General features: G+C 67.2%; 6 protein-coding genes. 5 read left to right on the top strand and 1 reads right to left on the bottom strand.

The genetic code is table 11. From position 1 onward, the window contains the following. Positions 1-13 precede the first annotated feature (13 nt). The 3 genes from C7I55_RS24340 to C7I55_RS24330 are packed head-to-tail and all read left to right on the top strand — an operon-like array spanning position 14 to position 11332. A complete protein-coding gene (locus tag C7I55_RS24340) occupies positions 14-7342 on the top strand; it encodes a two-partner secretion domain-containing protein (RefSeq protein ID WP_158266574.1) in 7329 nt (2442 codons plus the stop codon). Beyond that, positions 7339-10449, top strand: coding sequence for a CHAT domain-containing protein (locus C7I55_RS24335; RefSeq protein WP_106515655.1), 3111 nt, complete (start codon positions 7339-7341; stop codon positions 10447-10449). Before C7I55_RS24340 ends, C7I55_RS24335 begins: the two co-directional genes overlap by 4 nt. Position 10450: 1 nt before the next feature. Then, on the top strand, positions 10451-11332 hold the full coding sequence (locus C7I55_RS24330; RefSeq protein ID WP_106515654.1) for a CPBP family intramembrane glutamic endopeptidase: 882 nt from the start codon (positions 10451-10453) through the stop codon (positions 11330-11332). Positions 11333-11348: 16 nt separating this feature from the next. Here C7I55_RS24330 and C7I55_RS24325 read toward each other — a convergent pair whose 3' ends face one another. Continuing rightward, positions 11349-12788: a M23 family metallopeptidase gene (locus tag C7I55_RS24325; RefSeq protein ID WP_106515653.1), complete on the bottom strand. Its 1440-nt coding sequence runs from the start codon at positions 12786-12788 to the stop codon at positions 11349-11351. Between the two features lie 125 nt (positions 12789-12913). Here C7I55_RS24325 and tssK point away from each other — a divergent pair, with 125 nt between their 5' ends. Continuing rightward, positions 12914-14254 carry a type VI secretion system baseplate subunit TssK gene (tssK, locus tag C7I55_RS24320; RefSeq protein WP_106515652.1) on the top strand — a complete coding sequence of 447 codons (1341 nt, stop codon included), beginning with the start codon at positions 12914-12916 and terminating at the stop codon, positions 14252-14254. Then, complete coding sequence (gene icmH / locus C7I55_RS24315; protein ID WP_199193048.1) at positions 14251-15708, top strand: type IVB secretion system protein IcmH/DotU; 1458 nt, start codon at positions 14251-14253, stop codon at positions 15706-15708. Before tssK ends, icmH begins: the two co-directional genes overlap by 4 nt.

Genomic DNA, 15708 nt, shown 5'->3' with positions numbered 1-15708 from the left:
TGGAGCCGACGAGATGCTGAACTCCGGACATGTCTCGCAAAAGCGCGCCCCGACATTGCGGGCGCTGGCACTCTCGACCGCGCTGGCCGGCAGCATGGCGGTATGGACCCCGGCGGCGCTGGCGCAGAACCTTCCCACCGGCTCCAACGTACAGGCGGGAAGCGCCACCTTCGGCGGCTCGTCGACGAACCTCGATGTCGGGATTGGGGCCCAAAATACGATCATCGAGTGGAACAGCTTCAACATCGCGGCGGGACACAGCGTTTCGTTCGATACCAGCCTGACCGGGCAGGTCGGCGTGCTCAACCGGGTGACAGGTCCCGGATCGAGCACGATCCGGGGGCAACTCACCTCCGATCCGAACATCAACATCTTCCTCGTCAATCGCAACGGCATCCTCATTGGAAGCGGCGGAAGCGTCTCGACGGGTTCGTTCGTGGCGAGCGCGCTCGACATAAGCGACAGCGATTTTCTCGCCGGCGACTATCATTTCGACGTGCCGTTCTTGGACAGCCGCAGTCGCCGTGTGACGGTCTCCGGCGGCAGCATCGAGACCAGCGGAACGGGCCTAGGCCTGATCCTGCTAGGGCGACAGGTTCAGGTCAACGGCACGCTCGATGCCGGAACACAGAATGCCGCGCTGGTCGCGGCCGACGATGTCACGCTGTCCTTCTCCCCCGGCAGTCCGCTCGGAATCCAGATCGACGAAGGAACACCGATCGCCGACGCCACCCGCGTTGTCGGAGGGACGATCGAGGGTCGCAACGTCTATTTCGCGATGGCGACCCGTGGCTTGCTCACGGATTCGTTGCTCCAGATCGATGGGAACATCAGCGCGGTTGCGGGCGAAAAGGGCATCGTCATCGTCGGCGGCCGTTCCACCATCGATCCCGACGTCGCGATCGCCGGTCCCGGCACAGGCAATCCGGTCGCCGTAACGGTCAATGGCAGCCTTACCTACAGCGGCGCAGCCACCGGCGGGATCGCCGTGGGCGGAACCGATGCCGTGACGATCAGAGGCAATGTCACGAGTTCAGGCGGCTTCAACGTGAGCGGCCGGCAGGTGACGTTGGGAGCCGCCGGCACCAGGATGCAGCAGGCTGCGGGCGGCGTCACCATTACGTCCACCAACGGCGGCATCGTCGGCAACGGCGACCTCACCCTTCGCGCCAATTCGGATGCGGTGGGATCCGAGGCGCTTGTCGTGACGGCCAACGGCAATGGGAACATCACCTTCGGCGCGAACACATCGCTCGAAGGTGGGCCGAGCCTCAACTCCGCCGTGCTCATCTTTTCCGACAGCCGCAATGACGATGTTCGCCTGGGCGATGTTCGCGCGGCGAGCCTTGACGGCGGACTTTCGGGCGGCGCGGCCGAGGGTGGGTTGGTGCGCACCGGCGACATCTCCGCCGGTTCCCTCATCCTGGGATCGGGTGCCACGATCGAAGCCGATGCGCTGTCGCTCGGCAGCGTGCAGGCCGCCGGCCCGGTTTCTCTCACCGCAGACGCGGCGCTGCGCGTCGACAGCGTCACGACGACTGCCGGGACGGCGACCCTCGTCGCGGATTCGCTTGCGGGACTCGCTCCGGACACGGGCGCGGCGGTTTCGGCAAGCGGCGCCGTCGACATCACCGTCTCGGGCGATGCGGCGCTGGGGCTCGTTGAATCGACCGGGGCGAATGTCGCCATCGAGGCCGCTTCGATCGATGCCGCCGACGTTCGCGCCGCGACCGGGGCGGTGCTTGGATCGACAGTGAGGGGGATCCGTCTCGGAGCGCTGAGGGTCGCCTCCGGCACGGGATCGCTCGATGCGGCGACGGACGTTCGCGTCAGCGGCCCGGTCGCGATCGGCGGCGATTACAATGTCATCGGCGGGAACGTGCGGCTGAGCGGCACCCAGGCCGCGGCAGGCGCGGTCACGATCACGGCCCGTACCGGCGGGTCGATTTCCAATCCCGCAAGCCTGACGCTCACCGCCAATTCCGATGGGGTCGGCACGGAGGCGCTGACGCTGCGAGGCCGGGTGGCGCTCGGCTCGAACAGCAGCCTGCTTGGCGGTTCGGCACGGCAATCGAGCGTCGTCGTCGATACCGCAGTCGCCAACGACATCGGCCTGGGTGATGTCAGCGCCGCGTCATTGATCATCGCTGGCGGCGCGACCTCGAACGGAACCATCGTGCTGGGCGACGTGACTACAACGTCGGACCTTGCAATCCGCTCGACCCGGTCGATCAACGCGGGCGACCTCAGCGCGATTGCGGGTTCCGTCAGTCTGCAGGCGCCGACCATCGCGATCGGCGCGGCGAACGCAGCCGCGGACGTCTCTCTTTCGGGGAGCGATGTCGAATTCACGACCGTGGACGCGGCGACCGCAACGCTCAGCACCACCGGCCCGGCGTCCACCCGGCTCGCCGGAGACGCGGTCACGACCAGCGGCGCGCTTGCAATGTCGAGCGATGCCGGGCTGATCACGATCGACACGATCGACGCGGGCGGGGGCCTCACCGTGACGTCCAACGGAGCGGTTGCGTTCGGCGCCGTCAACGTCATCGGCGGTGCCACGATCCAGACCTCCGGTGCGTCGAGCGACCTCGCCATCGCAGATACGCTGACCGCAACCGGTGCGGTTTCATTGACGTCCGGGCGCGACATTTCGGCAAACCTACTGAACAGCAGCGGCTCCAGCCTTGCGGTCACGGCTGCGCGGAACGTCACGGGAAATGCGGGCGGCGATGTCGCGCTCGGCGCCGCAGGGGCGGTGACCCTCACCGCCGGAAGCACTGCGAAGCTTTCGACCGTGAACGGCGACGCCATTACGCTCGAGGCCGGCAGCATCGATGCGGCTTCGCTCAGCGGGCGAAGCGCGATTACCGTCGACGCCACCGCCGGAGCCGCCACCTTGGGCGTACTCGCAACCACCGGCGGCAACGCCACGCTCAACGCAACCGGTGCGATGACCATCGCCGGCGACGTGTCGATCGCAGGCAACTATTCCGTACGGGGCGCAAGCGTCACGCTGAGTGGCGATCAATCGGCGAGCGGCGCCGTCGACATCGCCGCGACGACCGGCAGCATTTCGAGCGGGCCAGCCATGCGCCTCACGGCCAATTCCGATGGGGTCGGCGCGGAGTCGCTGACCCTTCGCGGGATGGCTTCCCTCGCCGCCGACAGCCTGCTTCGTGGCGGACCGGACCGCCAGTCGCGAGTGATCCTCGATGCGCCCGGAAGCATCGATGTCGTGCTCGGTAACGTCGATGCGGCCAGCCTCGAAATCGCCGGCGGTGCACCTTTGGGCGGCAGCCTGACCGTCGGCAATGTCGTCACGTCCGATCCCTTGGCGTTGTCCGTTGACGGCGGAATCACGGCAGCCAGCCTGCGCAGTCTTGGCGGAGCAGTGACGCTCGCAGGCGCAGGCGGAGCAACGGTGTCGGAGATTTCCTCGGCTGGTGCCCTCGATATCGGCATGGGGGGACCGATCGCCGTCGAGACCTTCACTGCCGGCGGTCCAGCGACCTTCTCATCGAGCGGCAGCGACATCACCCTGGGCACGGGCTCCAGTGCGGGTACCGTTCGGATTTCCGCATTCGGTGTCGTGCGGGTGGACGGTGCCGTCAGCGCAGGCGGCGATTATCGGGTCCGCGGCAGCTCGCTCGCCCTCGGTGCGGATTCCGACGCCGAGGTGCAGAGCGCTGCGGGATTGATCGACCTGACGACGACGTCGGGAGACGTTGTCGGTGGCCCGGGGCTGACGCTGAGAAGCGGCGGGAGAATGATCGTCGACGCGGCCGGAGCGATCGACTTCGACACGGGCGTGCTCGAGGCGGGGACAGGCGGCACGGAAATTCTTGGCGTGCGGGCCGGCGCAGGGCGAACGATCGATCTCGGCGAGACCATCCGGATTGGCGGGATCGGCAGCGTCGATGCGGCGCATGGCAGCGTCGCGTCCCGGCTGACGCACGATGGGAACCTGGTCTTCGGAACGCTCTTCGCCGACGCCATCGACATTCGCCTGACCGGGGGCAGTCTGAGCGGAACCGCTCTCACCGTATCGGGCACGGCGGCGATCGACACGGGAAGCGGGGCCGTCGACGTGGGCACGCTCGACGCGGCGACGCTGTCTCTGGCCGGCGGGACGATCACCGGGGGGGCGTATCGCGCCGCCGGCGATCTGTCGCTCAGCGGCGATACGATCACCTTGGGGGAACTGAGCAGCGCCAGCGGGTCGGCTCTCGCAACCTCGAGGGCGGGACGCTTGTCGATCGATCAGGCGAGCGCCGGCATCGATCTCGCTCTTCGCACCAGCGGGCCCGGCGACGTATCGGTCGGCCTCGCGTCCGCGGGCCGCGATCTTACCCTCGAGGCGCAGGCGGGGAACGTGCTCACCGACCGCGCTGCCGCAGGCAGGACACTGACGATCAAGGCAGCCGGCGACCTCCTCGGCCGCACGGGAGCCAGTCCGGTCCTCTCCGGCAACGAAGTGGCGCTCGATCTGCTCGGAAGCGTGGCGATCGGCGACATCACGGTCCCGGGGAACCTGACGATCCGGGCGTCCTCGATCAGCATCGAGAACGCACGCGCCGGAGCGGCCCTCAGCCTGACCTCGACCGTGAGCAATCTCTCGGCCGGCCTCGTCGAAGGCGGGGGCCCAGTTGCCCTGACCGCGGCCGCGGCCATCGACGTTCGGAATGTTTCGAGCGCTGGCGCGGTATCCATCACGTCCGGCACCGATTTGGCGGTTCAAGGCTTGAGTGCAGCCGGATCCGCCGCGATCGCGGCAGGCGGGACGGCGACGCTCGGCGAGTCCAGGGTCAACACGCTTTCGCTCACGGCACAGAACGCGTCGCTGGGCACCACGATCGTTGCGGAAGCGGCCGATCTCGCCGCGACAGGCGCGATCGCCATAGCGGATCTGGCCGCGGGCAGCGCATCGATCGTCGCGGGCAGCGACATCAATGCGGTCGCCGTGCGGTCACAGGGCGCGCTCACCGCCAGTGCCGGCGGCACCGCCAATCTCGGGCGAACGGCCGCACAGACGCTCACCGCAACCGCGGGCGGCATCACCGCCGAGGCGCTGGACGTATCGGGCGCGACCAACCTCACAGCAACGCGCGGCATCACGTTCGGCCGGCTCGCCTCGGGCGGCGAAGCCCGGATCACGGCCGGTACCGATCTTTCCGCCGGCGAACTGAGCGCGAGCAAGGCCGTCATCTCGGTGCCGGGCACGAGCCAGATCGGGATTCTCACGGCCGATGCCCTGCAATTGACGGGCGGCATCGTGCGCCTGGACGATGCCGCAGTGGCGGGTACGGCTGCAGTCGACACCAACGGCGCGCTCGTGATCGGCAGGCTTGCGGCAGCGGACGCGCAGCTGCGGTCCGGCACCACGGCGACGCTCGGCGAGTCCAGGGTCAATACGCTCTCGCTGCGGGCACAGGACATGTCGCTGGGTACCACGATCGTTGCGGGTGCCGCCGATCTCGCCGCGACAGGCGCGATCGCCATAGCCGACCTGACCGCCGGCAGCGCATCGCTGGTCGCGGGCAGCGACATCAATGCGGTCGCCCTCCGGTCGCAGGGGGCGCTCACCGCCAATGCCGGCGGCACCGCCAATCTCGGCCGAACGGTGGCACAGACGCTCACCGCAACCGCGTCCGGCATCACCGCCGAGGCGATGGACGTGTCGGGCGCCACCAGCCTCACCGCAACGCGGGGCATCACATTTGGCCGGCTCACCTCGGGCGGCGATGCCCAGATCACGGCCGGTACCGATCTTGCCGCCGGTGAGCTGAGCGCGAGCAAGGCCATCGTCTCGGCACCGGGCACCGCCCAGATCGGCATCCTCAAGGCAAATTCCATTGCTTTGACGGGGGGCGCGGTGCGGGTGGACGATGCCACTATCGCCGGCGCGGCCGCGATCGACGCCAAAAGCGGGCTTGCGTTGGGCAGGCTCGCGGCAGCCGATGCGCAGTTGACCTCCAGCGGCGCTCTCGACGCGCGGCAGCTTTCCGTCTCGAATGCTGCGACCTTGTCGGTCGGCGGCAGGGCCAGTCTGGGAAGCGTGAGCGCCGGAAAGCTGAGCGTCACGGCAGCCGGCATCACGCTGAATGACGCCAATGTGGGTGGCCTTGCGTCGCTTGCGAGCAGTGGCGACCTCGCCATCGAGCGGGCGAACGCTGCCGACCTCTCCCTGACCGCCACCGGAGCCGCCAGACTAGGAACGGTCACCGGCAACAGCGCGATCACCGTGCGCGCCGGCGACGTGGCGATCGGCGGGCAACTCCGTGCCCCGACCGTCACCCTGGTCAATGGCAATGCAGCGGGTGGACTTCGTCTCGGCAGTGCCGATCGGGCCGACGGCAGCTTCGGCCTCTCCGAAGCGGAAATCGGCCGGATCGACGCAGATCGCGCGATCTTCGATGGAGGCAGCGGACAGGTCGAGATCGGCGCACTCGCATTCGGCCCGAACAGCGGTCGCAGGAATGTCGACATTCTCAGCCTCGGCGACATCGCGATCACTGGCGGCGTCAGCGGCGCCGGTGCCGGACGGACCTTCCGCTTCGGCGGAAGCGCCGCCACGGACACGGACCTCGCCACCGCCATCCGCATCGTTTCCACGCCTGACGCAGGAGGACGGCTGTTCTTCGAAGGTGCGGACGTGGATCTGCGCGGAACCCGCATCGCCCTGGGGCAAAGCGGCTTCCTGGACGCGTTGTTCGCCAATGGCGGCCTATCGTCCGAGCAGGCCACAGCCGCCTATGTGAGCAATTCGAACTCGGCACTCTATAGCGGCCTCGCCGGGGGAGCCCCGTATCTTCCGGGTACCGGCCCGACATTGACCGCATCGCGGCTGACGGTGCGGTTCGCCGAATTCGCCCTGTTCCAGAACACCGGCACGCGAGGCTTCAACACCGGCGTGGTGCTGACGGGATCACCGGAGGGCGGGCCGACCCTGACGCTTCGTGGTCGGCCGAGCGGCACACCGAGCGTATTTGCCGCCTTCGGGTCGATCAACGGTACCACCGACACGTCCACGGCAGTGCTCGGGAACAGCGCGATCGAGGCAAGCGGCGTCGACACCAACAACGCCCGGATCAACGGCTGCGTGATCGGAAGCGGCGCCGGTTGCCTGACGACGACGATCGCCCAGCCGACCCTCAACATCTTCGATCCGGGGCGTCTGGTGGTCTTCCGTGCGGAGGAGGACTTCGTCTTGCCGTTCGATCCGGTGATTGGAAGCAACAACGAGGCATTGTTCGCCGGCATCGGAGCGGTGGGCGGACCGTATGAGGCCTGCCCGGAAGGCGATCCCGCCTGCGTCGCGGCTCAGGAGAACCAACAGTGACCACCTGGAAATGGCGCCACTTGTCGCTGGTGACGGGACTGACGGCGCTCGGCGCCCTCACCGCCTGCGCAGGCCAGGATCGACCGCAAACGCAACTCGACGTCGTCAATCTCGGCCGCAATGCGGCGAATGAACCCTGCAGCGCCACCCGGACCTGGAACGATGCAGGCACAAGGGACCTGTTCGACAGCGCGTATCTGATTACTTGTCGGAACGTCACCGCCAGTCGCCCTCTGGGTGCGATCAGGATCATTGCCGACAAACCGGAGGCGCTGGCCGCCGTGGATGCGCTGTTCGAGTGCGGGAACGACATTCCGGTTCAGGTGGCGGGGCTCGCCGCCCGCGGACGGCGTTGCGTCGACAAGTCGCTTGGCCTCGAAACAGTCCGCGTCGATCTGCCCCTGGGGCGGACACGCCTCGTGGCCAATGCGACGCCCTCTCTTGTCGGTGCGATGGAGCAAGGCATCGCTGTTCTGGCCGGAACCCGCAGCCCGGGCACCGATCCTGCGGCAGATCCCAAAGCGACGATCGATCTCGCCCTGCTTCCGCCGAGCCCAACGGCACCTCCCGCCGCTGCGGAAGGGTTCGACGCCGCTGCTGCCCTGCGGCAGGGTATCGCGCTCAATCACAATGGACGGCATACCGAAGCATCGCGAGTCCTGAACGATGCTCTCAGCCGTCTTCCGGAGAACGCCGATGCAGGCACCCGCGCCGAGCTGCTGCTCGAGACGGGACTGGCGGATTCGAACATCGTGTTCAGCGACAGCGCGCAACAACGGTTCGCGCAGGCCGATGCGCTGATCGGCAAGGCCTCCGCCGAGCGCGCTGCATTTCTGCAACGCAAGCGGAACGCCTATGTGGCACTCGATCTTCTCAATCGCCGGCGGTTCGCCGATGCGCTCGTTGCGCTCGATCGCCTCATTTCCGTTCAGCCGACCGCAGATGAGCCGCTGATGGACGTTGCTACCATTCGGCAACTCAATCAGGCGAGCGCCCGTCCGGGCGCGAAAGCGGTGGCGGTTCCGGACACACGCCAGCTTTCCCAGCTCGTGATCGACGCACAGGCGAATTGGGCACGCAGCGTCGCCCTGCTCGGCCTTGGGGATGAAACGCGGGCGGCGGCAGCCCTTGACGCAGCGACCCGCGCCTATCGTTCGCTGCTCGGAGAGCCGATCGAACAAACCCAAACTCTTTGGCTTGGTGCTCGGATCGAGCGCCAGCGCGGCCGGCTCGCAGCGCAGCGGAAGGACTGGCCGGGCGCGATAACGGCGTTCGACAACGCGCTCCTTTTGCTCCGCCGAAGCGCCGCAGGCACGCTTGGCACCGGTACCGAGCCGTCGATCGCGGAAGCCCAGCTCGAACGCGCCGGAATCATTGCGCAGAGCGGCGCGCCGGCGCCGGCGATCCGGAGCGTCTATCAAACAGCCGTGGAGGCGCTCGTTGCCTCGAACAGCACCGGGGCGGTCGTCCCCAGCGGCCTCGAAAACTATCTCGACCTCCTCGTCCGGGAGAGCGAGCGCGCGCCCCGCCCCGAGACGTACGAATTGTTCTTCCGCGCGGTTCAGGCAACCGGCGAGCCGGCGGTGGCCCGCCAACTCAATCAGCTGCAGAACGTCGTTTCGACCGACCCGGAACTGACCGAGCTGGTTCGGAGCAGGGCGGCGCTCGAACGCGAGATCACCCGCCTGCGTTACGCTATCGCAGATCGTGCGGAAGGCACCGGCGAGTCCATCGGTGACCTCGAGACGCAGCGCGATCGTGCCGAGGCCAAGCTGCTGTCCGTCAATGCCGCGCTCGCGAGCAGCCCCCGGTTCCGTTCCGTGGACGACAGCCCGGCGACGATCGAAGCGATCCGCGCGGCGCTTCGACCGGGCGAAGGCTATTTCAAACTTTTCGAGCTCCCCAACCGGCTCTATGGGGTTTATGTCTCCTCCGAGCGGACGTTCATCTACCAGGTCGTGAACACACGTGGTGAGCTTGCCGAGCTGGAGCGGCTTGCGACAGCGGTTCGCGCATCCATCGACGGACGTCTGCAGGACGGTCAGCTGGTTCCCTATGACGCGGGCGGCGCGCACGTTCTGTTTCGGCTGATTGCAGGACCTGCACGTGAAGCGATGCTGCACACGCGGAGCCTGGTCGTGGATCCCGGCGGGCCTCTTGGCGTGGTTCCCGTCGGTGCATTGGTGGCCAGCTACGATCCGAACACCGTCCGAGAAGACCCGTTCGACTTCTCGGCCACGGATTTCCTGGCGCGGCGAACGACGATCTCCACCGCTTTGTCTCCGCGCTCCTTCCTGGTCTCGCGCGCCCTGCCGGCCTCCGCTGCAACCCAGCCCTTTCTTGGTCTCGGGACCCACTTGCCGCCACCCGAAACACGCGGGCCGGACCGGATCATCAACGTCGGGTTCGGGTGCAGCGTCGGCTACAATCAGCTTGCCTCGATCTCTCGCGCCTTTCCGCCGATCGCCACGCACGAGCTTCAGGTCGCGGCCGAGGCCCTGGGACAGGCGAATGCGCCGCTGATCACCGCGGCCCAGTTCAGCGACACCGCCATCGAGCAGCGAGCCGACCTTGGCAGCTATCAGGTGCTACACTTCGCAACGCACGGGTTGCAGGAAGGTCAATGGGGCTGTTCCCAATCCCCACCGGCCTTGGTCACCTCGTTCGGTGACACCGCGTCCGACGGTTTGCTCAGCTTCTCGGAAATCGCCCAGCTGCGCCTGAACGCCAATCTGGTGGTGCTGTCGGCCTGCGACACGGCAAGCGGCGTGCGGAGTCAGGCGCTGGCGCGCGCCTCGGGTCAGGAAGAATCCGGCTCCACGCTGGAGGGTTTGGTCCGTGCGTTCCTTGCCGCCAATGCGCGATCGGTTCTCGCCACCTATTGGCAAGTCTCAGCGGAGAAGGAATCGGAGGATCTGATGCGCAGCTTCTACACGGCTGCGCGGACCCAATCGATCGGCGAGGCACTCCAGACGGCGCAGCGCAGCCTGATCAGCCAGCCGCAATATTCCCATCCCTTCTATTGGGCGCCCTATTTCCTGGTCGGCGACAGCACGAAGCCGATGCTGTCGAGACCCGCGAGAAATCCGGTGATCGCAGCGCGCTGACGTGACTGATCGCCGTCCCCATCGTGAAAAGGATGCGGTCGGCGCAAAGCTCCATGTCGCCGCCGCGGCGTCACTGACGATCGGCACCGCGATCCTCGGGTCGATACTGCTCCTCGGGCCCGACCTCGCATTTCCCGCTGCGACCGCGCTGCTCGGCGCCGGCGCTTCGGATCCGGCACTCGAGACGCTGTTCGTCTTCCTGCTGTTCGGCACCATAGCGGCGGTCGCCCTTGCGGGTGGCAGGATCGTGCACCTCAACGCAGCCGCATTCGGGGCACGCCCGCGGCGCGAGATGCTGATCGGGCTGGCGCTCGGGGTGGCCGGGGTTGCTGTTGCCGCCGGATATGCGGCGATCGCTGGCGGCCTCGCTCGCGTCGGCAGCGGCGCCAGCCCGGGCCTCATCCTTTGGGGCGCTGCCGTCATCCTGGTTCAGGTCTATGCCGAAGAAGCCTATTTCCGGGGCTGGCTTCAGCCAACCCTCGCCCGCGCCTGGGGCAACGCCCCGGCGATCCTGATCATTTCGGCCGTGTTCGCTGGCCTCCACTTCATCGCGGGCGTGAGTGCACCGATGGCCCTTCTCAACCTGAGCCTCGGCGGGCTTCTCTTCGGCGCCCTGGCAGCGAGAAGTGGAGGGATTGCTGGTGCGGTCGGTGCACATTTCGGCTGGAACGCGGGCGAGCAGCTGCTCCTTGGCCTAGATCCCAATCCGGGCCTCGGCGCCTTCGGATCGATATTCGACTTCGATCTCGTGGGGAGCGCCACTTGGGGCGGGTCCGAAGAAGGGCTCAATGCCAGCCTTGCAATGGGTATGGCGTTGCTCGTCCTCCTTGTTCCGACGCTGATGAACGCCAGAGCCCGGGGATTTCAGGCCGCCCAACAATAGGCCTCCCGTGCGACGTTCAGCCGCCGCTCCGCGCGCGCTGAGCGTCGACCCGATCACGCTCCTTCCGGAACGCGGCCAGCATGTCATCGGACAGCGATTTCCCCGCGCCGGTTTCGATGCTTAACGGATCGATCGGCTGCCCCTCGACATGCACCTCGTAGTGGAGGTGCGGGCCGGTCGAGCGGCCGGTCGTCCCCACCTCCCCGATCTGCTGCCCCTGCGCGACCCGCGCCCCGGCCACGACTCCTGGCAGGATTCGGTTCATGTGCAGGTACAAAGTCTGCCAGCCATTTTCATGGCGTAGGCGGACGAAATTGCCATTGGCGCCTTTCGGGCCCGCAAAATCGACGGTCGCCGATCCCGACGCGAATATCGGTGTGCCCGTGGGTGCCGCGAAATCCGTGCCGCGGTGCATCTTCTGATAGCCGAGGATCGGATGGGTGCGCATCCCGAACTGCGAGGTGATGCGGGCAGAATCGACCGGGGTGCGCATCAGGGACCGCACGGTGCTGAACCCGTTCCCGTCGAACCAGCCGGAGTCTCGCTCGCCGGCAGGCGTGAAGCGGTAGAGAGCGCGCGACTTCGTACTGGTCCGCAGCGAGACATAGACCAGGCGAGGAACACCGACCGCCTCGCCGACCGGATTGTAAGCCTGCTCGAACGCCGCTTCGAAGATGTCGCCGGGGGCAACCTCGCGCTGCATGTCGAAATCGAAGCTGAACGCGTTTGCAAAGTCGCTGATCAGGCTGTCGGTCACGCCGGCCGCGACCGCGGAGCTGTAGAAGCTTTCGCTGTCCATCTCGCCCCGCACCACCGTCAGGCGAGTCTTCAACGCCGCCGAAAGTCGCTTCGCGGCGAAACGCCCGTCGCCGAGCCTGCTGAGGACGATCCCGCCGCCGTCGCTGCGCGTCGCCTCGATCGCGATCAGCCGTACCCCCGTGCCGACCGTATCGAGATCGAAGATCAGGCGAATCTCGCCGCTCTGCTGCCCGAGCGCACCGACGGCCTGGCGTGCCGCCTCTGCGGCCTCGGACGTCGCGACACCCGCGGATCTCAGTGTCCCCTCGATCTCTGCGGCGCCGGCAAGGACGAGCGTGCGCCGGCTGGACAATCGTTCGGGCGTGCCCGCAAGGGCCTTGGTGGCCTTGGCTTGCGTGGCGCCTCTGGGCTGCTCGCGGCTGACGAAGGCCACCGCCGCGCCCGTCAAGAAGAGCAGTGCGCCTGCGACGAAACCGAGGGCCTGGCGTCGCCCCTCGGCGGACGCGAAGAACGGATCGTGCAGCCGCACGGTGGTCGCAGCTGGGGGCGGCGACGGCGGTGTCGGCGGAGCTGCGGCCCCGGTGCCCCATGACCGGACGTCGAAACTGGGCTCGGAGTCGCGCATCGCGGCGCTTTCCGAAGGCCGCCGGACGACCCAGGTTTTCGGATCGAACGACGAGTCGTCGCGATCGCTCATTGCACGTGGCTCCGACGTCGGCGGAAAGAGCTTTCCGCGCCCCTAGCCTCGCCATTACCGTTGCTTTATCCGAATCGGAAGCTGTACTTGAAACGACCGATGCCCGCTGGGGAGACTGGAACGAAATGGCCGGAAACAATCGCGTCGCGTGGCGCGAAGGCATGTTCTTGCGGCCGCAACATTTCCAGGCCCAGGATCGCTTCATCGATGCGCTGGTCCGCGCCCGTGTGGCGAGCATCTGCCCCTGGCCCTGGGGATTCACAGAGCTCGTCGTCGATGAGGATCTCGCGAGCCTCGGAAAGTTCGGGGTTACGCGCGCCAGTGGGGTGCTGCCGGATGGAACGCCATTCGCCATCCCCGACGACATGCCGCCGCCGGAACCGCTCGACGTTCCCGCCGAAGCGCGCGACGCGATCATCTACCTGACCCTGCCGGCGCAACAGAGTGGCGCTACAGAATTCCGTGACGCCGAGACCAACCCGCTGGACGCCCGCTTCCTCGTCGAGGAGCGCGAAACCGCCGACGCCTTTTCGGACGACCGAACCACGGAGGCGGTGGATTATGGCTGGCCGAACATCAGGTTCGGAGTCACGCGCGATCAGATTTATGGCCGGGTGACGCTCGGCGTTGCGCGCGTGCGCGAGGTGCACAATCGGCGCTTGATGTTCGACGATCGCTTCATCCCGCCGACCCTCGACAAGAACGCCGCCACCCGTCTTCGCGGCGCGGTGACCGACATTGTCGGCCGCGCAGAGCAGCGCGCGGAAGAGCTCGCCTTGCGCGCCGTGGAGGCGACGGAGGGCGGAGCCGAAACCTTTGCGAGCTTTCTATTGCTCCAGGCGCTCAACCGCTGGATCCCGGTACTGCAGCACGCGGAACGGCTGCCGATGCTGCACCCGGAGCGCCTCTACGAGACGTTCGTAGCAATGGCGGGCGAGATCGCGACCATGATCCGGCCCGAACGCAAACCCCCTGCTTTGCCGCGCTACGATCACGAGAATCCGCAGACCTGCTTCGAACCGGTGTTGGACCTGCTCCAGTCGATGCTCGCCGCGGTCTTCGATCGCTCCGCGATTCAGATGCCGCTCGAGAATGCGGGCCCAGGGGCCTATGTCTCGAAGATCACCGATCATCACCTGTATCAGCACGGCTATTTTTACCTGGCCGTCGCGGCCGCCGCGCCGCTTGAAGAAATCCGCGGACTGTTTCCGTCCGTGGCCAAGATCGGCGCCATTCAGAAGATGCGTCAGATCGTCGACAGCGCGCTTCCTGGCGTTCCGCTTCGCCACACGCCCACGCCGCCGCCCCAGATCCGGGTGTTGCCGGGTTTCGTATATTTCGAGCTCGACCGCGGCGCGCCCGACTGGCGCGATTTCGCCTCCGCACCGGCGCTCGGATTGCACGTCGCCGGCGACTGGCCGCAGCTCAAGCTCGAGCTCTGGTGTGTGAAGAGGGCCGGACGATGAGCGGGGAAGGCGACGACCGCGGCAACAGGACCGTATTCCGGCCCTCTCCCCTGCAGGGGTTGCGCAACGCCCCCGGCGGCCATGGAGGAGCAGGGCAGACGCCGCCTGGCAGCGGCTGGGGGCAGCCTGCGGGCAACCCCGGTTTCGACACCGCGGCACCTGCGGGCACAGGCGACTATGATGCCCCCCCACCACTCTCCCGCTCGGGAATGGCGCAGCAAGCGCCAAGGCTCGCGCCGTCGCGTCTCTCCGAGGATGACGTTCCACGTCCTGCGACACCGCCCCAGGTGCGCAACGTCATGCTCACCGAAGCCGCCCCCGTGCTGGCGCTTGCCGCGGGCATCCGGGCGGGCCGCGTCCGGGCGCCACTTCCGCAGTTCCATCGCGAAGCGACGCAATTGATCAGCGCCTTCGACCGCACGATCGCACCGCATTACCGGGAAGAGGTTCGGCAGCGGGCCAAATATGCGGTTTGCGCGACCATCGACGATGTGGCCCAGAACCTTCCGAATGTCGGCACCGACGGTGCGGAATGGGCGCGCCGATCGATGGTCGTGCAATTTTTTCAGGAGAATATCGGCGGCGACCGGTTCTGGCAGCTGACCGACGACATGTTGCGCGCGCCCGGCGAGAATCTGGACATCATCGAATTCTATCACGCCTGCCTGGCAAGCGGGTTCGAGGGCCGTTTCCGAGTGATGCCCGACGGCAAGCGGCGTCTCCACGAGATCATGGCGCAACTTCAAAGCGCTTTGCAGCATGTGCGCGGCCTGTCGCAGGTCGAGCTGTCGCCCCGTTGGCGCGGCGAGACCGCGCCGATGCGGCGGCTCGGCTTCTGGAACCTCCTGGCCCTCGCCGCCGCCGCCGCCGCGATGCTCCTGCTGCTGGTCTACATCGTGCTCCGCCTGGTGCTGATGTCGGGTGCCGAAGCGCCGTCCACGGCCTTGGCCGGCATCGCTCCCGATGAACGCCTGACCCTTTCCCGCCCTGCCGCGAATCTTCCGAGCGGCGATAGCGCCCAGGCATCGGCTCTGAAGAAATTCCTGGAGCCGGAGATTCGTGAGGGTCTGGTGACGGTCGAAGAGGATGCGCAGACGGTGCGGGTTCGAACGACGGTCGGGCAGCTGTTCCAGTCCGGTTCTGATCAGCTCGAAACCGGACGGGAAGCCTTGTTCCGCCGCATCGGTGCCGCGATCGAGCGGGAGAAGGGATCCGTGACGATCGAAGGGCATGCCGACAGCGACCGCGTATCCAACCTGACCTTCCCCGACAATCTGGCGCTCTCGGAAGCGCGCGCCGAAACGGTCGGGCAAATCATCCGGGGCACGCTCAACGATCCTGCCCGGGTCTCCACCAAAGGCATGGGCGAGACCGTCCCCCTTGCGTCGAACGGCACGGCGGAGGGCAAATCGCGAAACCGGCGGGTCGAGATCATCGTGCCGCGGCGTTATTGA

The organism is Allosphingosinicella deserti, assembly GCF_003012735.1.
In the GTDB taxonomy this organism is placed as follows: domain Bacteria; phylum Pseudomonadota; class Alphaproteobacteria; order Sphingomonadales; family Sphingomonadaceae; genus Allosphingosinicella; species Allosphingosinicella deserti.
This window is presented reverse-complemented; position numbering and strand designations above follow the sequence as displayed.

What these genes read in the sequence shown, in the direction of transcription:
- tssK (WP_106515652.1), top strand. Translation starts at nt 12,914, where the DNA reads ATGGCCGGAAACAATCGCGTCGCGTGGCGCGAAGGCATGTTCTTGCGG.
- C7I55_RS24325 (WP_106515653.1), bottom strand. Translation starts at nt 12,788, where the DNA reads ATGAGCGATCGCGACGACTCGTCGTTCGATCCGAAAACCTGGGTCGTC.
- icmH (WP_199193048.1), top strand. Translation starts at nt 14,251, where the DNA reads ATGAGCGGGGAAGGCGACGACCGCGGCAACAGGACCGTATTCCGGCCC.
- C7I55_RS24340 (WP_158266574.1), top strand. Translation starts at nt 14, where the DNA reads ATGCTGAACTCCGGACATGTCTCGCAAAAGCGCGCCCCGACATTGCGG.